This is a genomic window from Streptomyces sp. NPDC126510 (assembly GCF_040302345.1).
In the GTDB taxonomy this organism is placed as follows: Bacteria; Actinomycetota; Actinomycetes; order Streptomycetales; family Streptomycetaceae; genus Streptomyces.
This window is the reverse complement of the sequence record NZ_JBEORR010000004.1, coordinates 205,688-223,255: the sequence shown is the minus strand read 5'-3', so window position 1 is coordinate 223,255 and position 17,568 is coordinate 205,688. Positions and strand designations below refer to the sequence as shown.

The following is a 17,568-nucleotide window of genomic DNA, read 5'->3' as shown; positions in this document are numbered from 1 at the left end:
TGTTCTGGGCGGGGATGCCGCGGGTCTGCTCCGACGCCGGTTCCTTCCGGCCGCGAAGCACCACGGACTGGTAGGCCGATCCGGCACTGCTGCCGGACTGTCCCGACCCGCTTCCGCTGGCCCTGCTCGTCTGCTCATCCGCGCAGTCCGGGCGATTACCCGGGCGCGCGTTAGTACCCTGTGGCATGCGTCAGCTCCATCTGACGTGGCCCCCGGTCGGCGTTTCTGAGGCCCCGACCGGGGGCCGACTTGTAGGCGCGAGACCGGTGGGAGTGGCCCCGCAGACACAAACCCTAGGGCTTGGCTTTGAGGAGGGCAAGCCCTAGGGTTTGTATCGCGGGGTCACGCCCTGGCAGCAGGAAGGAGCAGGGCGTTGACCGACGAGCCAAGGGAGGTGCCCGAACAGGTGACGAAACTGCGTGACGCGATCAAGGCGTTCGCGAAGATGGAAGACGACGCCGAATGCACAGCGGCCGTCTCGGAGGCCTTGCGCCTCTGGCCGGACTTGGGTGCCGAGCTGCGACAGCTGCGAGAGGTTCGAGTCAACGCCCTTCGCGATAAGCACCGGAAGACGTGGCCGGAGATCGCGGCGATCATCGGCAAGGTCACGCCGGAGCGCGCCCAGCAGATCAGCAAGGGTCTGAGCGGGGCGCAGCGAAAGAAGAACAAGGCGGCGCAGGAGCAGGCCGCCGAGGAGTAGGCCGGCCGAGCGCCGCGGAGCGGCGGGAGCGGGTGCAGCGATTCCTTCGAGAATGACTCTTTGGCCAACCGTGCCGGTCCGGACGATCGCCGCACGGCTGGCGTTATCCAGGACCTCCTGCGCGGTCACAGCGGGGCCTGGAAGGATCGGCCGCGCGCCCAGAAGAAGACCGAGGGCGATGCCCCGCGTGACCGAGCCGTTTAGTCATCGTTTACCGGAGAGTGAACTCCATGAAGAAGATCCGCCTGTCCGTGGCCGCTGCCGCTGTGGTCCTGGCGACTGGTGTCCTCGCTGCGTGCGGTGGCGCTGAGGACTCGCCGAAGTCGACGAGCGGCAACGGCTCGAAGGCGTCTGCGACGGCTGAGGGGAGCCAGTCGGACCCGGCGACGGCGCGGGAGGTGCTGGAGGACCTGTCGGGCCGGGTGTCTGCGGCGAAGCTGAACACGGTCGTCACGGCTGAGAACGACCCGAACAAGCTGCTCGGGCGGCCGCAGCAGTACACGTCGAAGGTCACGTTCACGGACTCGCGGATCGCGGCGGCCGACGTGGAGGGCCTGGACAAGGACGACTCGCTGCGCGGTGGGGCGGTCGAGGTGTTCGGGTCGGAGGGGGACGCGAAGGCGCGCTCCGAGTACATCCAGTCGGTGACGAAGAAGCTGCCGTCGTTGGCCGAGTACCACTACCAGGACGGGCCGGTGCTGGTGCGGGTCTCGCACTACCTGACGCCGAAGCAGGCGGCGGACTACAAGGCGGCTCTGGGGAGTCGGTGACCCTTCGCATGGGTGGGCGGGCAGTAGGCTGATATCGCGCGTCCACGCACCAGAGCCCCCGGCCGTCTCACGCCGGGGGTTTTGCGTTGCTCAGTCGGGGGCGGGCGGGTCATCGTCCGGCCGGGTCTCGCGCTCGAGGATGTCGAACGCCTCGGCGATGGCTACGCCGAGGAGATGTCGGGGCACGGTCGCCCGGTACTCGATGCGGACACCCTCCCGGGGCGGAGGGTCTTCGTCGGGGTTCGGCCGGGCAGGCTGGCTGGGGCGGTCGCTCATGGGGCGGCTTCCTCTCCGGCGCGGGCTGCGCCGCAGCATGCGCAGTGGCCGGTCGCTTCGGTCGCTGGTGCCGCGGGGGCGTCGGGGTCGTCGACCGTTTTGATCGTGACCCGCTGCACGAGCTGGAATTCGCTGTTGGGGTGCTCTCTACGGCGGCGCCGGTACAGCTCGATGGCGCGGTCTCTCTCGGTGAGATCGCGGAGGAGCGTGCCCCAGCGGCCGTTCACCCGGCCTTCGACCTGCCACCGTCTGGCCGGTGGTGCCGCCTCCGGGCCGGTGATGCCGAGCCGTTCGGCTCGGGCGCGGAGCCGGTCCAGCTCGTCGTAGAGGGCGTCGAGCTGGGAGCTGGTGAGGTCGCCCAGGCGGATGCGGGCGCTCATCGGATTCCCTTCGGGGCGGGCCCGTACGGGCTGGCCCAGGCCGGCCGGTCCCGGCGGGGCGGGCACGAGGTGCGCAGTCGTTCCGCGAGCGGGACCAGGTGGCGGGCAGCCTCGATCAGGTGCCGGGCGAGGGTGACGAGCTGCTCGCGCATGCGGCTGAACCAGGCGCTGACGCCGTCGAGCACGTCGCGGCACAGGCGGGCCTGCTCGGGGGTCAGAAGGGTGATGCGCATGGGCTGCTCCTACGAGTGGGATGTCGTTGGCATGGGCCGGGTGGTCACGAACGGCACGCAGTCGAGGTGGCCGTCACCGGCGGGCTTCACGCACAGCCAGTCCCCGGTGGGGCCGAAGCAGGGCGGCCCGCCGTGAGTGGGGCCGACGGCCACGGCGTGGCCGTGCCGGAGGCCGGCCGCGAAACCCTCGGCGGCAGCCCGGCCCGCCCGCTTACGTGCGGCGCGGCGTCCGGCTGCCCGTTCCCGCTTCGACGCCCACGCGAGGACGGCACTGACGTACAGGAACGCCAGCACGGGCAGCAGGTAGCCGTCGTCGAGGCCGAAGGTCACGGTGGACCAGGCGGCGACGGCAATGCCCGCGATGGCGGAGCAGAGTGCGCCCGTGGCGAGGGCGCGGGAGTAGCGGTAGTGACTGTTCACAGGTCTATCCGGATCTCCTGCGGCGGGACACCGGCGGCCAGTTCCCGGTGAAGGATCTGGACGCGGGCGGTGGCCAGGTCGTCGCGGATGCTGAGGGCTCGGCGGGTCGGGGCCGGCAGAGCGTCCCAGCAGTCCCAGCACAGGTACTGGCCGGTCCTGCGCTGAGCGTTGCAGTCGGGGCTGGGGCAGTTCAGTGCGCTCACGGGACTACGTTCTCTGTGCGTGCGGAGTCGGAGGACGGCGGCTCGGGCGGACCAGGCAGCCGCGACGGCCACCGCCGCGGCGAGCAGGGTGATCACCCGGATGACGATCTCGACGGTCACTGCCTGGCCCATCCGCCCACGGCGTTCTGGACGCTGTTGATCAGCCACACCAGGGCGACCTGTTCGGCGGCCTGCGGGGACCATTCACGCCGCACCAGGTCGGCGCGGATGCCGTCGGCGTGGTCGAAGATCGGCCCCATCAGCTCGGAGAACGCCATCAGGCTGCTGGTGAGCTGGTTGCGGGTGCGGTCGATCTCCTCGCGGCTGATCTCCTTCGGCTTGTCCTCGCCGGCGGGCTCGTCGGACTGGTGGCCCGTCATGAGGCCGAGGAGGCGGTCGAATCCGTTGGGGCGTTCGGTCATCGGGGGTTCCTCCGGGGGTGTTCGGGGTGGCGGGCCCAGATGCGGGCCACGGCGTTCCACTGGCGGATGCGGTGCCACGTCGGGCGGGGCGCGTAGTTGAAGGCGAAGACCTCCATGCGGCGCCAGGTGCGGGCGTGCCGCCGCCGCTTCAGGCGGCGGCGGACACGCATCGGGAGCAGGTGCACGTCACTTGCCGGCCGGGTGCAGGGCGGCAGCCTTGTCCGGCCAGTGCGGCTCGGGTTCGACGACCGAGGCCAAGTTGTCGGCGCAGTCGGCGCACCTGCGGTACTTCACCCACATGCCTTGGTCGTTGCGGTGCTCGCCGGTGACCTCCCAGGAGACGTGCGCGCAGTCGGGTTCGAGGGCGTCCAGGGCGGCCTTCTGCCCGGCGGGGCACATCTCGGCCAGGCGCATGTTGGTGTGGCAGATGCCGCACCGCTCGGCGTGCTCGCTGGTCGCCTTGAAGGTGGCGGCCACGGCCTCCAGCAGCGGCATTGAACGGCGCGCGGCCGGGGTCGGCTTGGGCTCGTCGACCCGGGGGGCGGTCAGCTCGTCCCGCACCCGGCGGCAGTGCTCCTCGGTCGCGTTGTCCACGACCAGGCGGTGCTCCTGCCAGTCGTACAGGGTCGCGAAGACGCCGTTCCGGCCGATGACGTACCGCTCGCCCTGGAACTGGTCACAGGTGCACTCGCCGAGGCTGCACCGGCCCTTGCCGTTGTGCCAGTTGAAGGTGTGTCGGCAGTCGAAGCACTTGCTGGCGAGGGACACGGGGTCGGGGTTCGGCGGGATCGGCGGCAGCCGGTACTCGGTGACCGGGCGGCCTTCCAGCCGCTCCGTGAGGGCGTCGATCCGGGCCAGCAGCTCGCCGTTCCGCTCGGGCAGCTTCCGGGCCTCCTCGATGGCCGACTCCCACGAGCGGTGGGAGACCTGCGCCGCTTCGTTGGCGACCTGCACGTACTCGTGGACCCGCTTGTTCTCGCGTTCCAGGTGGAAGATCAGCCCCTCACGCTCGTGCGGCTCCCTGCGCTTGGCGCGGCGCTTGGCCGAGGCGAGCGCGAGGTTCAGCCGGCCAGCCCGCGCGATGAGGTCCACGAGCTGCCAGGAGGCGCCGAGGCACCCGGCGACAACGAGCTCCACGGACGCGTCGCTCGGGAATTCGATGACGGCACCGCCGGCTTCGGTGAGGCTGGAGTCGCCACTGTCGTTGCCCACGCCCCAGACAGCGTCACCGTGACGGAGCAGCCCGAGCGGGTTCTCCTCGTCGCCGATCCAGCCGAACTCTTCGAGCGCCTCAACGACGTCGAGCCGCGGGTTCCAAGTCACTTCGGTTTCTCCTTCGTGGTGGATCAGAACGGCGGGGGGCCGTCGTGCTGGGTGGTCTGGGGGTTGGCGGCGCGCTGCTCCCGCCGCCGGGCGGCTTCGGCGTAGAGGGCTTCCGTCTCCGCGCGGGCGGCGTCCTCGGCGGCCCAACGGGCCTTGAGCGCCGCGAGAGCCTCGACGGGTGCCTGGCGGCACCTGCGGCACATCCCGTCCTCGAGGACGTCTCCGACGAGCGGGCGACCGCAGTCGACGCACTCGGGGCGCGGGGCGGCAGCGCCACCGGCCCGACGCGGGTCCTCGCCGCGGTTGTAGGCCGCGCGCCGATTCGCCCGCCGCTCCACGCACGCCCGGCACTCGGCGCCCGTGTCGACCATGACGCCGTCCTCGCACGACGGGTCCGGGCAATACGGCGTCGGGCCGAGCAGCGCCATGGCGGCGCCGATCGGGTTGCGGATCTGGCCGTCGTGGAACGCAGGCTCGAAGCCCCAGCCGACCCACCGGCGTTCGATCCGCCCGGCGATCTGCTCAGGCGTACGGGCGTCCAGGGCGGCGAGCACCGCGCGGTGGTTGTTGCCGGGGATGCGCTGGCCGGGAAGCTGCGCCAGCAGCGGGCGGGGCAGCGCCGCCTCCACCGCACGCAGGGCCGTGCGCTGTTCCTTGGTCAGGCGCAGCTTCCTGCTCGGCGCGGCAGAGCCGCCGTTCGCTCGCGCGCTACTACCTGCACCAGTCCTACGGACGTCAGCGGCGCTACGCGCCGAAGGCGCATCTTCTTGGTTCTTCTGGTTCTGGTTGAGGTGGTTATTAGTTACCACCCCCTCGGCGGGGTGTACGTCCTCCCCATCAGCGGGTGGGACGTACACCCCGTCAGCGGGTGGGACGTACACCCCCTTGAGAGGGGGTACCTCGTCACCCGCTATCTCTTCAGAGCCCCTGGCGCGGTCCGCCATGGTCGTCTTGCCCGGCTTGCCTGCACGGTTGGCGTCGTACCAGTCGCTCGTCTGGAGCGGGCCGGTGAAGCCAGCGGGCGGGTGCACCTTGAGCGTGACGATGTACCGGCGGCCCTTGCCGCCCGTCTTGGTCACGGTCTCCACGGAGATAGCGCCGCCGTGCTCCAGCTCGCGCATGTACGGCGTGACCTTGTCGCCCCGCGACAGACCCATCATCTTCGCCAGCTCGTCGAGGGTCGGCCACACCACTAGGTCGCCCCGACCTCGGTCGACGTGCGCGTTGTAGAGGTCGTAGAGCCGGTTCGCGGGGGTGGAGAACCCGAACGTCACCCAGTGCGGCTTCATGCCGTACGGGGGCAGCTCGGAACGAACCGCCTGCGGGATGCCAGGCGCCCATTCGTCCATTGGTGACCTCCTCTCTGGTCCGGGGGTTGCGGGAACGGCTACGCCTCGTCGGCGAAACGGGCGGGAGGCGGCGGCTCAGGCCGCGGGAACCGCGCGGGCGACGCGAGGAGTTCCGCGAGCTCGGCGAGGAAGACCGGTGACGCATCGCGGAAGAGGAGTGCGGCGGCCTCCTCGGCTGGGCCGTCAACGTGGAGCCGGACGTACGCTGGGCCCCGCCTGTCCCGCTTGTTGCATCGCGGCTGCTCGTGCCGGATGGCGGCACGCTCGGCCGCCTGGACGGACAGATAGCTCGGGTAGACCGAGACCGCGATGAATTCGGCCATGGGCCACCACTCGGCGCCCTTGCGGTGCGCTTCGAGGCGCGTCGCGTTCGTCGAGGTGATGCCGAAGTAGAGAGGGCGCCGGCCAGCGTCGTAGAAGCGGTAGAGGAACGGCCACTCCGTGCCCGTGAACCTGTCGGGCCGCCGCTCTCCCTCCTTCAGGAGGTCCGCTTTGGGCGCCTCGCGGTCGAGCCTCCGGAGCGGCAGGTGTGCGGGCTTTCCGCCCTGGATGCAGTTCCAAGGGTCCACCCACTCGCCCGCTTCGGGAGGGGAATCGGCATGCGCCGAGCACGGCGCGATCTTGGTCTTGATCACAGATCCAGTGTAGCCACTTGTGTACACATGAGGCCACAAGAGGTCAGCGGTGGGTACCATGTGGCCATGCCGGAGGAAACGAGCACTGAGATGGGCATCCGCGAACTGCGGTCCTCCCTCAGCGAAGTCATGAACGCGACCGCCGTACGAGGCCAGATCACCTACGTGACCAGCCATGGCCGCCGAGTGGCGGCGATCGTCCCGGTTCCCGATGCGGAAGCGATCGAAGCCCGGCGAGAGCCAGAGGGAACGCCCCCCGCCTGACCCGCAGCCAGGCACATGCGACCGCCGCATCACAGGTCACCCCGCAGCCACGTCAGCAGGTCCTCGTCCGACCCGTGCGTGAACGCCTGGTCGAAGTCGATGAACCCGCCCCGCTCTTCGGTGACCGTCGCTGACTCGTGACAGCGTCCGCACAGGTTCCGCACCAGCCCGTCTCGCGTCGACTTGTGCGGGAACAGGTGCTTCCTGGTGCGGCACAGCTGGCAGTCGCCGAGCGGCGGGGTCGTCGCCGGCGTCATCGCGGGCCCCCCTTCCGTACCCACGACGGGACCGGCCGCAGGGGCGCCCTGTGGCGGCCGTGAGCAGCCCACTGGAGGGCCCAGACGACCGCGCGGTGGGTCATGGAGGCCAGGACCGGCGGGTGCCCGAGGAGGCCCGTCGAGAGGGATAGGACGACGAACAGGTACAGGCCGACGAGCCTCATGCGGCGGCCCCTGCGTACGGCGGGAAACCGGGCTCTGGCGGGGCGATGGTCGTCTCGGCGAGGATGAGCTGCGTGCCGCGATTCAGCGGCTGCGGGTTGGGCAGCGGGGCGGGGCTGGGCCACGTGTAGCGGTCGACGGGCAGGCAGTCGCCCAGGGCGTAGGTGTGGTGGTCGGGGAGGCCTTTGAGGGGCCACTGGTCGGTGTCCGATCGGTGCCGCCACCAGGGGACGAGGGTGTACCACCAGGTGCCGGGCCCGGCTTCGGCCCAGGTCTCGACTGCGGCGCCGGTGCGGCGCCTCTGCCAGATGCCCTGTGCGATGGCGCCGATGCCGCGGTGCTGCTGGTGCTCCTCGGTGGCGACCAGGGCGCCGATGTGGCGCCGCCGCATGTAGTCCAGGCAGACACCCACCTCCGGGGATCGTGTGAACGACGGCAGGCACTCCTCGATGCCGATGCCGACCAGAACCGGCTCGTCCAGGCGGTACGTCATGGCCCACTGGTGGTCCGGGTGGCCGTCCGCGCGCAGCGGGGTGACCCGCACAACGGTCACGGCGGTGTGCTGGGCGCCGGTGATCTCCTCGTCGCCGTTCACTGGTCACGCTCCCGCGCGGGCGCGTCGTCGAGGCGGATGATGCCGAGGCAGCGGGTCATCGGCTCGTCGTCCTGCCGCCCCGTGCAGGTGGCCACGTGGGGCTTGTGGAGCTTCTCCCAGGGGGCGATGGGCAGTTCGGTCGTCGGGCGGCGTGAGAGCGATGTTCCGCGCCCGTCCCGGTAGACGGCCGTGTTGCCGTCCGGGTGCGGCTCGGCGTCGACCGCGAGGCGCTTCCCGCCCTCGGTGATGGTCCACCGGATCGGGGCACCGCATGCCTGGCAGTGCGCGGGGCTGGGCATCAGGCCACCGCCTTGCGGGGCCGTCCCTGCGGGTCGCGCAGTTCGACGCCGGCCGCGTGGAGACGCGTCCGTATGAACCCGTAGCTGTAGCCGGTGCGCTGCTGGATGGCGCGGATGCTCATGCCGTTCCCGAACTGGCCGCCGCGGTACAGGCCGGCGAGGTACTCGGCGACCGGATCGGCCTCCAGGGGACGGCCGCCGCTGGGGCGGAGCTTCACCCCGGCGGCCAGCAACTGCCGCCGGGCAGTCGAATAGCTGCGGCCGATCTCGTCGGCGACGCTGCGGATACCCAGGCCCTCGTCGTAGAGGGCCGCGACGTCCACGGACACGGGCGAACCTTTCTGCACGGGTGGATCGGGGCCGGGGCCGTCGTGACGGTCCCGGCGAGAGAAGAGGTCAGGCCCAGAGGACGAGGGCCACGGCCAGACCGAGCACGGGCGCCCACGGGCCGACGACCGGTATGAACGCGGTCCCAGCCCAGGTGACGACGCCGGCCGACAGGCCGAGCATGAACTTGCGGAACGCCTTCACAGGCCCGCCTTTCACGTGCGTAGAAACAGCGGTCAGTCGTCGCAGCCGTCCCAGTCGTCGGCGTGGCCGTGACCGTGTAGTCATCCGGTGCCGGTCGCCGCCGCCGGGGCATGGCTGCCTTCCTGCTTGCGGGCGTTGCGGCGGCGGCGTCTCTGCTGCCGCCGCTTCAACGCCCTCCGCTCGTCCTTGTCCAAGCCGCCCCAGACGCCGCTCGGTTCCGAGCGGGCGAGCGCCGCATCAAGGCACGTCTTGATCACCGGGCAGCGCTGGCACACGGCCTTCGCGGTCATGGCGATGAGGGGCACCTCGGACCGGGGGAAGTCCTCGGGGAAGAAGATCGAGGTGTCTTCCTCCGCGCGGCACGCAGCCCCGTCGACCCAGTGGAAGGGTCGGGCGAGCGTGTCGGGCGCGTGACGGCTTGGACGAGGCATCAGCGGCCGTCCTCCCCGACCGGCTGCACGCCTTGCTGGGCCGAGAGCGTGCCCGGGGCGCGGGCGGGCGCGGCTACCTGGGCGGACTGATCGGACCGTGCCGGGCGCGGACGGCGGTGCTTACCCGTCGGCCGCAGCTCCAGCCACAGCCGCGCGGCCACGCACGGGGCCAGGACCAGCAGCCACCACCAGTTGAGGTTCTCGGCGATCCAGATCAGAACGTCCAGGGGCAGGCTCATGCGCCGGCCTCCCGCCAGTTCATGACGGTCTTCTCCGTGACGCCGAGGAGCTTGGCGACGCTGCGCGCCGAGCCCTTCGCGTGCCGCGCCGCGTACCGCACCTCTTCCGGCTGCAACTTCTCGTGCGGCAACGTCCCCTTCAGGACCCGCTCAACGGCCACCACATCGACGCCCCGGTCCCAGGTGTCGAACTCGCGCAGGCTGTTCACTCCGCCTCACCGGCCTTCAGCGCCTCGCGGATCAGCCGGTCCTGCTGGTGCTCACCGGCGACGCAGCCCGGGATCTCACACGACTGCGACACCTTGCCCTGCGGCTCACGGCCGTGGTGCAGCCGGAACGCCACCCGGTACGCCGTCTGGATGCTCGTCCGGTGCCGCACCACAGATGTCCCGCACTTCTCCCGCGTGCCGGTCCACCTCCGATGACCGCCCTCGACGGGCTCGGACTGGGCGGTGAACGCCTCCAGCCACGAGCCGTAGATCGGGCGCCGACCGCGCACGTAGGAGGGCAACCCGACCCGCTTACGCACCTCATCGACCCGCCGGTCATCGACACCGAGCGCCAGGCCCACGGCCCGGTTCGACACGTCCTCCTCCGCGAGCAGCGCGCGAAGTATCTGCTCGTCACTGACCTCGACGATCGTTTCCGTCATCGCTGCACCTCCGGCCATGTGGCCTTCTTCAAGGCGGCCCGCTGCACAGGGGGCAGGGACAACTCCGGGCAGCCGAGCCAGTCCAGGCCGGCCCAGCGCAGCCACGCGGCGTCGCACTGGTTGTCGTCCTCGAACTCCAGACCGGCCCGCTTGTACGCGGCCAGTGCCATCGGCACCTTGTCGCCCGAGCCCTTGCCGGTCGCGTAGAACTTCAGCGACGCAGCCACGACGAGGGCGTACGGGATGCCCTGCTTGTTCAGCAGGTTCCGGACCACGCCGTGAACCATGGCGATCGGCTTCGCCGCGTGACTGTTCTGCGGGATGTCCTCCATCACCACCAGATCGACCGCGGGGCCGAGGTTGAGGTGCTCGCCGCCGACGGCGATCTGCACGGCCTCTTCGATCTGCGTCAGCCGGTGATCGCCGTCCTTCTGCTTCGTCTTCACCGTGCTGGTCGACCCGTCGCGGTAGGCGATGCCCGTGCCCGTGACGGACAGGTCGAGGCCGACCACGGTGAACTTCCGCTGCTGGTCGCTCACGTTGGGGGCGCTCACTGGGTGCCTCCTTGGGTGCCGTCGAGCCACTCGGCGGGGATGGGCGGGGCCAGCTGGAGTTCGGGCCACTCCAACCGCTCGCCGTTGGTGTCCTCGTTGCCGGGCGGGTTGTCGAGGTCGAGCCGTGAGGTGAAGTGCACGCCGGCGAGGTCGGCGGCCTTCTTGCCGGACGCGGCGACGAACGGGGCCGCGCCGGTGAGGAACGCCCGCCGCGGTGACCAGCCGAGGACGGTCACCCACACGTGCGCGGTGTCCTCGTCGCAGCAGTCGAGGCGGCCGCCCTCCTCGACGGCGATGACCGACACGACGGTCGGCAGCCACTTCTTCGTCATCGGGCACCGCCCTTGGCGACCCACAGCGGGCGCACCGCCGCCACGTACTGCTCGGTGATCGGGGCGGGCACCTGGGTACGGGTAAGCACCAGGTCGTCCGGGTCGGTCGCGCGGAGGTTGACCTTCGCCTCCAGGTAGCGGCCCGGCAGCTCGTCCAGCTTCAATTCGGCCGCCTGGGCGAGCTGGTCGGCGAGCACGGTCACTTCCCGTTCCATGTGCCAGCCGAGGACCACGACCTTCGCCGTCCGCGTCTCCTGGTCGACCGAGTTCACGTGGACCGCGCTGGTGTAGCGGGGCTCGTAGAGAGCCGCCAGGTAGCGACGGCCGAGCAGCGTGATCCGCCACAGCCCCTCCGCCGGCTCCCCGTCGACGTAGCGGCGGGCGCGCAGGCCGCGCAGCTCGTCGGTGGGGTCCTGGAACGCCTCGTGGCCGGCGAGGGCACGGAGCACGTGCTCCGCGCGCTTCGGCAGCGGGTGTTGCGTCGCGTGCTTCACCACGCGGATCTGCGCGAGCCGCCACGCGTGGGTGCCGCGCGTCGTCTCCGCCGAGCAGGGGCACGCCGAAACGGAGGCGACCGTCGCCGAGTCCTGCACGTGGCCGTGGCACTGCATCACGCTGTTCCGACCCCTCTCGCACAGGCGGGCCGAGCAGCACGGGCAGTGGAGGCAAGGAGGAGGGGCCGGGCGCACGTACTCGGGCCCGAACGGCTCCTGGTAGGCGAGTGTCATGAGTCCTGTCCTGGGGTCTCGTGTCCGCAGTGGAAGTCGGCGAGAGCGGCGCTGCCGTGCGCCCTCTGGGCGGGCGGCGCCGGTGCCGGGGGGCCGGGGGCCGGGCCCGCGAACAGTTCGCGGGCCCGACTCCGGAAGGCGGCCAGCACGGCTAGCGCCTCTTGTTCCTGTCGCGGTTGCGGTGCCTGGGCTTCGCCCGGCCTCGGGGCTTCTTCACCGCGAGGCGGGGCGCCGGGACGTCCTGCGACGCCTCGGCCGCCTGCGCGGCCTGCCGCGCCTCCGCCTCCAGCGCGGCCGTTTCCGGGTGGATCGCCGCGAGGATCTGCGGCTTGCCGTCCTCGGCGGCCTGCTCAACCTCGATCAGCGCCCGCAGCTCAGCCGACTTCGGCACGAGCTTCGCCATGCGCCGGATCGCGCTCTTCAGGTGCATGTCGGGGAACCGGGTGTGCCACAGCGAGTCCTTCTTGCCGTTCGCCTCCGCACGCTGGTAGGCCCGGCTGAACTCGTCGCGGATCTCCTCCGCTTCCTCGACGGTGACGATGGCGACCGCCGACCGGGCACCGCCCTCCAGCCACGCGAACGCGTACGCGAACAGCACCGGCCGGTCCTTCTTCGACGCCAGCAGGTTCGGCTTGTGCACGAAGTCCTCACCGACCCGGGCCGTGGGCACGAAGTCCCACTCGTCACCCTCGTAGACCAGGCCGGCCACCACCGACCGCACCAGGCCCGACCGGTACATCAGCTCGATGTAGCCGTGGTAGGTGGCGATGAACGTCGCGATCCGGTCGTCAGCGGTGATGACGGCCTGGTGGCCGTCCGGGATCAGCCCGAACCGGGCGCACGTGATGACGCTCTGGAGGACGCTCGCCGGGGTGCACTTGCGCAGCTTCGGCAGGACCGGCCGCAGCGCCGCGAGGAACAGGTCCACGCTGACGTGCTTCGGCAACGCCGCCTCGATGTCGGCCCGGAACTGCTCGACGTCGTGGTCCCGACCGGCGGGCGTCTCATCCTCGGCACGGTCATGCCGAATGTCCTCGGTGCTGGCGACGGTCGCGGTCCGCTGCTGGACGCGTTCCTTCAGGGTGGTCAGGGCCATCACAGCTCCTTCTTGGGCACGCGCAGCACCCGGGCGCAGCAGTCGGCGTACTCGGTCGGGTACTTCTCCTTGATCAGGTCCAGGTCGAGGACCTCTTTCGTCGTCCGGCACAGCGAGGCGATCACCGGGTAGTGCTCCTCGAACCGCTTGGGCGAGAACGTGCCGTTGGCGACGTACGACCAGGCCTTCTTGCCCTCGACCTCCGCGACGCTGGCCTTGCCGCCGCAGAGCAGGCGCATCTCGTTCTCGACCGCGGTCTTCTGCTCGCCCAGCTCCTCGATCTGGGCGATCAGCGCCGCGCGCCGCTTGCGGAGCTTCTCCGCCTTCGTGCGGGACACCTCGACGACATCGGTCGGCTTGACCCGCCACAGCTGGCCGAGGAGTTCCTTCGTGGCCTCCAGCCCGTCAGCGGGCGGCGGGTAGCCCCGGATGACGTGCCGCTCGAACCACTTCCCGCAGACGTCGATGAGGGTCTCGACCAGCTCCTGGTCCCGCTCGATGCGGTGGAACCTGAGCGTGTTCCCGCCGACGAGTGCGACGGCCCAGCCGTACGACCAGCCGCCGACCGCCATGTTCCAGTGGACCTGGAGGGCGGGCGCGTCGGGCACGCCGTCCTCCCAGTCGCCCAGCTGGTAGGCGCTGCGGTTCTTCAGCTCGACCGGGGCGTCGACCGCCCCGGTCTCCGGGTCGAGCGCGTACCGGTCGACGTTCGATCGCATCCACGGCCGGTCGATGTTCGCGAGCGTTCCCGGGGTCGGCACGGCCGGGATGCCGGTTCGCTTCGTGAACATGTACGAGATGAAGTCCTCGATCTCCTGACCGACTTCGGCGTACTCACTCAGCTGGGCGTCCATCGGCACGGAACGGCCGTGCTTCTCCTCGAACACGTGGCGGGCGCCCGCGTACTTGTTGAGGCCGAGGATCTTCGCGACCTCTGACCCGCCGATGCCGCCGCGGCGGACCTCGTCCCACCGGGCCTTGTACTCGGGGTCGTCCAGGTCACCGGCGGGCAGGATCAGCCGCGCAGTCGGCGCCCCGTATGCCAGGACATCCGGCGGGGTCCCCTGCTGGGCCCACGGTTGGGTAGCCTGTTCAGGCAACGTTCCTTCTCCTTTGGATCGTGCGAGGAATTGAGGCCGTCGAGCCGTGCAGGGCTCGGCGGCCTCGTCGTATGCGGGGGTCGTCACGACGCCTGCCGCGCCATGGCCGCAGGCGGCTCGTCGTCGAGGCGGGTCACGCCGTTGCTGGGTTGCAGGTCCGACACTGCGCAGCCCAGGACGCGCGCCATCGCGCGGAGCTTGTCGGGGGTCGCGTTACGACGACCGGCCTCGATGTCGCAGAGCAGCTGGAAGCTGAATTCGCAGCTCGCTGCCAGCTCCTTTTGGGTCAGTCCCGCGTTCTCGCGTGCGCGCGTCACCGCCTCGGGCGAGTGGTGAAAAGGCGCGCCTTTTCGGCGTCGCATGCTCGGCTTGGTCATGTACGCAGTCTATGCGTAGTGACGCGTAGTGTGAACATTGCGCGCGCAGTTTGCATTGAGTGTGACCTCTGTCACAGCAGGGTGTACTAGCGGGCCCGATCCTGTAGCGAAGTAGTGCGTAGTTATGCGAAGCTGCGTCCTATGGACGCGCAGACACCACAGCCCCCTCCGGAGGCTGTCCTCATCAAGGAGGCTCTCCGCCGAGCCCGCCTATCCGGGCGGGAAGCGGCGCGAAGAGCGGGGAAAAGCGAGACCCGGTGGCGGCAAATCGTCAACGGCTACCAGGACGTCGGAGGGGTGCGCATCCCAGTGATCGCGCCCGACGAAACACTCGTCGACATGGCGCAAGTCGTCGGCGTGACCTCGGACCAGCTCCGCGAGGCCGGCCGCGAAACCGCCGCCGACCTCCTCGATGAACTCGCAGCACCGCCGACGCATGCGAGCACATCGGGAGAGCCAGCGAGCAATCCTCAGGTCGAGGCCATCGCCGCACTTCTGGCAACCCTCCCCCCGGAGGCGCAGGACGAGGTGCTGCGACGCATTGGCCGCGCCACCCCGCCCCCCGCACAGGAGGAGGCGCCCGCTCGACGGCACCGCCGGGCTGGCTGACGACACCGCAGCCGCGTCAAGAACTGGCACCGAATGCCCACCAGGCCGCAACTGGGGGGGCATGCACGGCTGACACACCCAGATTCAGCCCCCTCGGCGCGGCGGCCCTCGCGATCGTCCAGCGAGACTCGCCCCACAGAGCACAGCTCCGCGCCGAGGCCGCACCCCGGAAAGCTGGCACGCGCCCCAGCAGCGCAGCCCGCTCGCGTCGACGAGGGCAGCGCTCCCGACCCCGCGCTGCGGATCGGTAACGGCGCCACCGCCTCGCCGATTACGGCACCCTCCACCGCGCCGCCATCGCCCCTCGAAGGCCCGCGGTGCACGCCGGCCTGCCTCCGCCCCCGACAGCCCCGGCGCTGACCGCCATCACAGGCCCAGCCGCAACGCCCCGCCGCACGGGAGTTCCTCGCCGGGTACAACCGAGATTCCGGCCGAATGGGTCGTCACCTCCCGTAAGGGAGACGCGGACCGCTACACCATCAGCGCCAACCTCCGCTACAGGAACGCCGGTTCGGGTGCCCCAGGCGATGAACTTGCGGCGGTAGCGGGGGTGAACAGAGGGCTGCGACCAACGCCCCGTTCACGCAGACCTACCGCTCTTCGACGACCTGCTCGCTTGCATCCACTGCAACTAACCGGTCGCTTGGTGGGTTTTCGACCGGGAATCCCTGACGCAATCTTCAGTAATACCGTCGGTAACCCCCCATTGCTGGGCGGCAGTCGATCAACTTCTGTCACTTTGCGCTCACGGACGGTTGACGAACAGGCTTTCTAGCCTGAAAGAATCTTGGCCGGATCGGCTCATCTGAGCATGTGTCAGCTGCATGGGGGTCTGGCGTGGACGACGCCGTCATAGCAATCATTTTGGTCCTCGTGGCCATGGCGATCGGGGCCGTCCTGCTCGCCGTGGCCCTTCTCCACCGACAAGGGAAGAAGAACCGTGCGGAGATCGCAAAGCTTCACGCCGAGGTGACAGCCGCCAAGATCGCCGCCCTGACCTCTTCAGCGCTCCCCCCTGCCTCCACCACATCAGCGCCCCCGCCGCTTGCAGCCGTTGCCGACCCGGACGACGAGTGGCCCGATGGCGAGCAGCCGGATGACCAACCAGTCCGCCGCAGGCGGCACCTGTCCCTCTATCTGGGCGGCGGCATCGCCGCCTTTTTTCTCCCCCTCATAGAAAGCGCTCGCCGTGCACACAGGACAGTAGCGCTCGCGGCGACAGCCGCCGTCGCAACTGTGGGCGGAGCCGCCTACATCACTCCGTTCGAGATGACACCGCCTCGCGCCGACTCGAAGCACCCTGCGGTGACGTCTCCTGCCCCCGCCCCGTTCGGCAGCGAACTCACGCCTGCACGGAGCAGTGACGGGGCGAGCGACACCGTTGAGAACGTCGGCACACTCGGGGGCGCAATGCCGGAGTCGACAGCGAGTAGCCCACCCCCCGACCGTGCAGCGGCCGACGAGACCAGCCGGCCCGCAGAGCAACCGTCGGCGAGTGGTTCCCCGGAGCCCAATCCCACGGGGCAGCCGACCACTCCCCCGGCGACGCCAGGCAAGACCACACCGGGACAAGCCGACAGGCCCGGCAACGGCAACGGCAACGCGAAGCGTCACGGGCACGGGGAGCGTCACGGGCACAGCCTCCGCCAGGGCGACGAGAGGAGCCCCGGGCACGACAGGGCGAAGGGCCGCGGTCAGGACGATGAGAAGTACCGCGGGAACGACAAGGGGAAGAACCGCGGCCAAGACGAGCGGAAGGCCCGGGGTCGCGGCCCAGCAAATACCTATGGCGGCCAGGACGACTGGGGGAGCCGGGCACGGCCCGGCGGTGACTGCCACGACGCCGGCATGTGCCCGTGACCGGCGAGCGCTGAAACGACGAGAGGCCCCCTCGGGGGCCTCTTTTCGCTTCTCGGTGCCGTTCTGCACTTCGGGCGAGCAGCGGGCGAGCAAGCGATCTTGGGTGGGGCTGCAACCCGCTCGCCCGGACGCAGGGCCCAAGGTTGATGCAGGTCAACCGGTTCTGCGCGGGTAGCGCATGGTGGGGCGGGTGGGACTCGAACCCACGGCCGACGGATTATGAGTCCGCTGCTCTAACCGGCTGAGCTACCGCCCCATAGCGGCGTGTCGCGTACATGTGTGCGCGCCGTCTGCCGCAGCATAGCCGCTCATACGATCTCCTGCTTCGGCTGGGCGGCTTCGCACGGCCTGCGTGACCTTGAGGACTGCGCCGGGTGCCGCGCGGTTCCCGGGACAGCGGAACGGACATGAAAAAGGACCCCTGCGAGGGGTCCCTTTTCCGACCTGCTCCCCCGACTGGACTCGAACCAGTAACCTGCCGGTTAACAGCCGGCTGCTCTGCCAATTGAGCTACGGAGGACCGAGCTCCCCGGACTGGACTCGAACCAGTAACCTGCCGGTTAACAGCCGGCTGCTCTGCCAATTGAGCTACCGAGGAAGGTCTCGTTTGCATCGAACGCACCTACCTGGGTATCCGCCAGGGGGCGCGCGTTCGCTGCGACACATACATTAGCGCAAGCAGGGGGGTGCTTCGCCAATCGGTACTCCCCGGCGTCGACGCCGCACCGGAAACCTATGCAAGAGAAGGGT

Annotated in this window: 30 protein-coding genes and 3 tRNA genes; 5 read left to right on the top strand and 28 right to left on the bottom strand. The window is 70.2% G+C overall.

Annotated elements, in window-relative coordinates; genetic code table 11:
- The first annotated feature begins 373 nt into the window (after positions 1-373).
- Both ABTX60_RS06855 and ABTX60_RS06850 read left to right on the top strand, forming a co-directional pair.
- Positions 374-700: a hypothetical protein gene (locus ABTX60_RS06855; RefSeq protein WP_352095993.1), complete on the top strand. Its 327-nt coding sequence runs from the start codon at positions 374-376 to the stop codon at positions 698-700.
- 230 nt (positions 701-930) lie between these two features.
- Positions 931-1,470: a hypothetical protein gene (locus ABTX60_RS06850; RefSeq protein WP_352095992.1), complete on the top strand. Its 540-nt coding sequence runs from the start codon at positions 931-933 to the stop codon at positions 1,468-1,470.
- Positions 1,471-1,560: 90 nt separating this feature from the next.
- Here ABTX60_RS06850 and ABTX60_RS06845 read toward each other — a convergent pair whose 3' ends face one another.
- From ABTX60_RS06845 to ABTX60_RS06800, 10 genes are read right to left on the bottom strand one after another with little or no spacing between them, the layout of a single operon-like run.
- Positions 1,561-1,746 carry a hypothetical protein gene (locus ABTX60_RS06845; RefSeq protein WP_352095991.1) on the bottom strand — a complete coding sequence of 62 codons (186 nt, stop codon included), beginning with the start codon at positions 1,744-1,746 and terminating at the stop codon, positions 1,561-1,563.
- The gene (locus ABTX60_RS06840; RefSeq protein ID WP_352095990.1) at positions 1,743-2,126 is read right to left on the bottom strand and encodes a hypothetical protein; all 384 of its coding nucleotides are present in this window, start codon (positions 2,124-2,126) and stop codon (positions 1,743-1,745) included. Before ABTX60_RS06840 ends, ABTX60_RS06845 begins: the two co-directional genes overlap by 4 nt.
- Positions 2,123-2,359 (bottom strand): hypothetical protein, encoded by a 237-nt coding sequence (locus ABTX60_RS06835; protein ID WP_352095989.1) that lies wholly within the window; start codon positions 2,357-2,359, stop codon positions 2,123-2,125. The genes ABTX60_RS06840 and ABTX60_RS06835 overlap by 4 nt, the downstream gene beginning before the upstream one ends.
- A gap of 9 nt (positions 2,360-2,368) precedes the next feature.
- Positions 2,369-2,779: a hypothetical protein gene (locus tag ABTX60_RS06830; RefSeq protein ID WP_352095988.1), complete on the bottom strand. Its 411-nt coding sequence runs from the start codon at positions 2,777-2,779 to the stop codon at positions 2,369-2,371.
- Positions 2,776-3,114 carry a hypothetical protein gene (locus ABTX60_RS06825; RefSeq protein WP_352095987.1) on the bottom strand — a complete coding sequence of 113 codons (339 nt, stop codon included), beginning with the start codon at positions 3,112-3,114 and terminating at the stop codon, positions 2,776-2,778. Before ABTX60_RS06825 ends, ABTX60_RS06830 begins: the two co-directional genes overlap by 4 nt.
- Positions 3,099-3,404 carry a hypothetical protein gene (locus ABTX60_RS06820; RefSeq protein WP_352095986.1) on the bottom strand — a complete coding sequence of 102 codons (306 nt, stop codon included), beginning with the start codon at positions 3,402-3,404 and terminating at the stop codon, positions 3,099-3,101. Before ABTX60_RS06820 ends, ABTX60_RS06825 begins: the two co-directional genes overlap by 16 nt.
- Entirely contained in the window at positions 3,401-3,574 is a 174-nt protein-coding gene (locus tag ABTX60_RS06815) for a hypothetical protein (RefSeq protein WP_352095985.1), read from the bottom strand. Before ABTX60_RS06815 ends, ABTX60_RS06820 begins: the two co-directional genes overlap by 4 nt.
- 16 nt (positions 3,575-3,590) lie before the next feature.
- Positions 3,591-4,727, bottom strand: coding sequence for a hypothetical protein (locus ABTX60_RS06810; RefSeq protein ID WP_352095984.1), 1,137 nt, complete (start codon positions 4,725-4,727; stop codon positions 3,591-3,593).
- 23 nt (positions 4,728-4,750) lie between these two features.
- Positions 4,751-6,076, bottom strand: a complete 1,326-nt coding sequence (locus ABTX60_RS06805; protein WP_352095983.1) for a hypothetical protein — start codon at positions 6,074-6,076, stop codon at positions 4,751-4,753.
- Between the two features lie 38 nt (positions 6,077-6,114).
- Positions 6,115-6,711 carry a GIY-YIG nuclease family protein gene (locus tag ABTX60_RS06800; RefSeq protein WP_352095982.1) on the bottom strand — a complete coding sequence of 199 codons (597 nt, stop codon included), beginning with the start codon at positions 6,709-6,711 and terminating at the stop codon, positions 6,115-6,117.
- Positions 6,712-6,777: 66 nt separating this feature from the next.
- Here ABTX60_RS06800 and ABTX60_RS06795 point away from each other — a divergent pair, with 66 nt between their 5' ends.
- Entirely contained in the window at positions 6,778-6,975 is a 198-nt protein-coding gene (locus ABTX60_RS06795; RefSeq protein WP_352095981.1) for a type II toxin-antitoxin system prevent-host-death family antitoxin, read from the top strand.
- A 29-nt stretch (positions 6,976-7,004) separates the two neighbouring features.
- On the opposite strand, the gene ABTX60_RS06790 is transcribed toward ABTX60_RS06795, so the two are convergent.
- From ABTX60_RS06790 to ABTX60_RS06720, 15 genes are all read right to left on the bottom strand, one after another.
- Entirely contained in the window at positions 7,005-7,232 is a 228-nt protein-coding gene (locus tag ABTX60_RS06790) for a hypothetical protein (RefSeq protein ID WP_352095980.1), read from the bottom strand.
- Between the two features lie 181 nt (positions 7,233-7,413).
- On the bottom strand, positions 7,414-8,010 hold the full coding sequence (locus ABTX60_RS06785; protein ID WP_352095979.1) for a hypothetical protein: 597 nt from the start codon (positions 8,008-8,010) through the stop codon (positions 7,414-7,416).
- Positions 8,007-8,309, bottom strand: a complete 303-nt coding sequence (locus ABTX60_RS06780; RefSeq protein ID WP_352095978.1) for a hypothetical protein — start codon at positions 8,307-8,309, stop codon at positions 8,007-8,009. The genes ABTX60_RS06785 and ABTX60_RS06780 overlap by 4 nt, the downstream gene beginning before the upstream one ends.
- Complete coding sequence (locus ABTX60_RS06775) at positions 8,309-8,638, bottom strand: helix-turn-helix domain-containing protein (protein ID WP_352095977.1); 330 nt, start codon at positions 8,636-8,638, stop codon at positions 8,309-8,311. The genes ABTX60_RS06780 and ABTX60_RS06775 overlap by 1 nt, the downstream gene beginning before the upstream one ends.
- Before the next feature lie 67 nt (positions 8,639-8,705).
- A complete protein-coding gene (locus ABTX60_RS06770; protein ID WP_352095976.1) occupies positions 8,706-8,840 on the bottom strand; it encodes a hypothetical protein in 135 nt (44 codons plus the stop codon).
- Between the two features lie 80 nt (positions 8,841-8,920).
- A complete protein-coding gene (locus ABTX60_RS06765; RefSeq protein ID WP_352095975.1) occupies positions 8,921-9,271 on the bottom strand; it encodes a WhiB family transcriptional regulator in 351 nt (116 codons plus the stop codon).
- Positions 9,271-9,510, bottom strand: a complete 240-nt coding sequence (locus ABTX60_RS06760) for a hypothetical protein (RefSeq protein WP_352095974.1) — start codon at positions 9,508-9,510, stop codon at positions 9,271-9,273. The genes ABTX60_RS06765 and ABTX60_RS06760 overlap by 1 nt, the downstream gene beginning before the upstream one ends.
- Positions 9,507-9,719, bottom strand: a complete 213-nt coding sequence (locus ABTX60_RS06755) for a hypothetical protein (RefSeq protein ID WP_352095973.1) — start codon at positions 9,717-9,719, stop codon at positions 9,507-9,509. Before ABTX60_RS06755 ends, ABTX60_RS06760 begins: the two co-directional genes overlap by 4 nt.
- Complete coding sequence (locus tag ABTX60_RS06750; RefSeq protein WP_352095972.1) at positions 9,716-10,162, bottom strand: hypothetical protein; 447 nt, start codon at positions 10,160-10,162, stop codon at positions 9,716-9,718. The genes ABTX60_RS06755 and ABTX60_RS06750 overlap by 4 nt, the downstream gene beginning before the upstream one ends.
- The gene (locus ABTX60_RS06745; RefSeq protein ID WP_352095971.1) at positions 10,159-10,716 is read right to left on the bottom strand and encodes a Holliday junction endonuclease; all 558 of its coding nucleotides are present in this window, start codon (positions 10,714-10,716) and stop codon (positions 10,159-10,161) included. Before ABTX60_RS06745 ends, ABTX60_RS06750 begins: the two co-directional genes overlap by 4 nt.
- Positions 10,713-11,048: a hypothetical protein gene (locus ABTX60_RS06740; protein WP_352095970.1), complete on the bottom strand. Its 336-nt coding sequence runs from the start codon at positions 11,046-11,048 to the stop codon at positions 10,713-10,715. Before ABTX60_RS06740 ends, ABTX60_RS06745 begins: the two co-directional genes overlap by 4 nt.
- Positions 11,045-11,662, bottom strand: a complete 618-nt coding sequence (locus ABTX60_RS06735) for a hypothetical protein (RefSeq protein WP_352095969.1) — start codon at positions 11,660-11,662, stop codon at positions 11,045-11,047. The genes ABTX60_RS06740 and ABTX60_RS06735 overlap by 4 nt, the downstream gene beginning before the upstream one ends.
- Positions 11,663-11,927: 265 nt before the next feature.
- Complete coding sequence (locus tag ABTX60_RS06730; RefSeq protein ID WP_352095967.1) at positions 11,928-12,872, bottom strand: recombinase RecT; 945 nt, start codon at positions 12,870-12,872, stop codon at positions 11,928-11,930.
- Positions 12,872-13,972: a YqaJ viral recombinase family nuclease gene (locus ABTX60_RS06725; RefSeq protein ID WP_352095966.1), complete on the bottom strand. Its 1,101-nt coding sequence runs from the start codon at positions 13,970-13,972 to the stop codon at positions 12,872-12,874. The genes ABTX60_RS06730 and ABTX60_RS06725 overlap by 1 nt, the downstream gene beginning before the upstream one ends.
- 83 nt (positions 13,973-14,055) lie before the next feature.
- Complete coding sequence (locus ABTX60_RS06720) at positions 14,056-14,349, bottom strand: helix-turn-helix domain-containing protein (RefSeq protein WP_352095965.1); 294 nt, start codon at positions 14,347-14,349, stop codon at positions 14,056-14,058.
- Positions 14,350-14,658: 309 nt separating this feature from the next.
- On the opposite strand from ABTX60_RS06720, the gene ABTX60_RS06715 reads away from it, so the two are divergent.
- Complete coding sequence (locus ABTX60_RS06715) at positions 14,659-14,958, top strand: hypothetical protein (protein WP_352095964.1); 300 nt, start codon at positions 14,659-14,661, stop codon at positions 14,956-14,958.
- Positions 14,959-15,795: 837 nt separating this feature from the next.
- Positions 15,796-16,818: a hypothetical protein gene (locus tag ABTX60_RS06710; RefSeq protein ID WP_352095963.1), complete on the top strand. Its 1,023-nt coding sequence runs from the start codon at positions 15,796-15,798 to the stop codon at positions 16,816-16,818.
- Between the two features lie 179 nt (positions 16,819-16,997).
- Here ABTX60_RS06710 and ABTX60_RS06705 read toward each other — a convergent pair.
- The 3 genes from ABTX60_RS06705 to ABTX60_RS06695 all read right to left on the bottom strand — a co-directional run bounded on the left by ABTX60_RS06705 (position 16,998) and on the right by ABTX60_RS06695 (position 17,416).
- Positions 16,998-17,074, bottom strand: a tRNA-Ile gene (locus ABTX60_RS06705).
- 191 nt (positions 17,075-17,265) lie between these two features.
- A tRNA-Asn gene (locus ABTX60_RS06700) sits at positions 17,266-17,338 on the bottom strand.
- A 5-nt stretch (positions 17,339-17,343) separates the two neighbouring features.
- A tRNA-Asn gene (locus ABTX60_RS06695) sits at positions 17,344-17,416 on the bottom strand.
- Between the last annotated feature and the right edge of the window lie 152 nt (positions 17,417-17,568).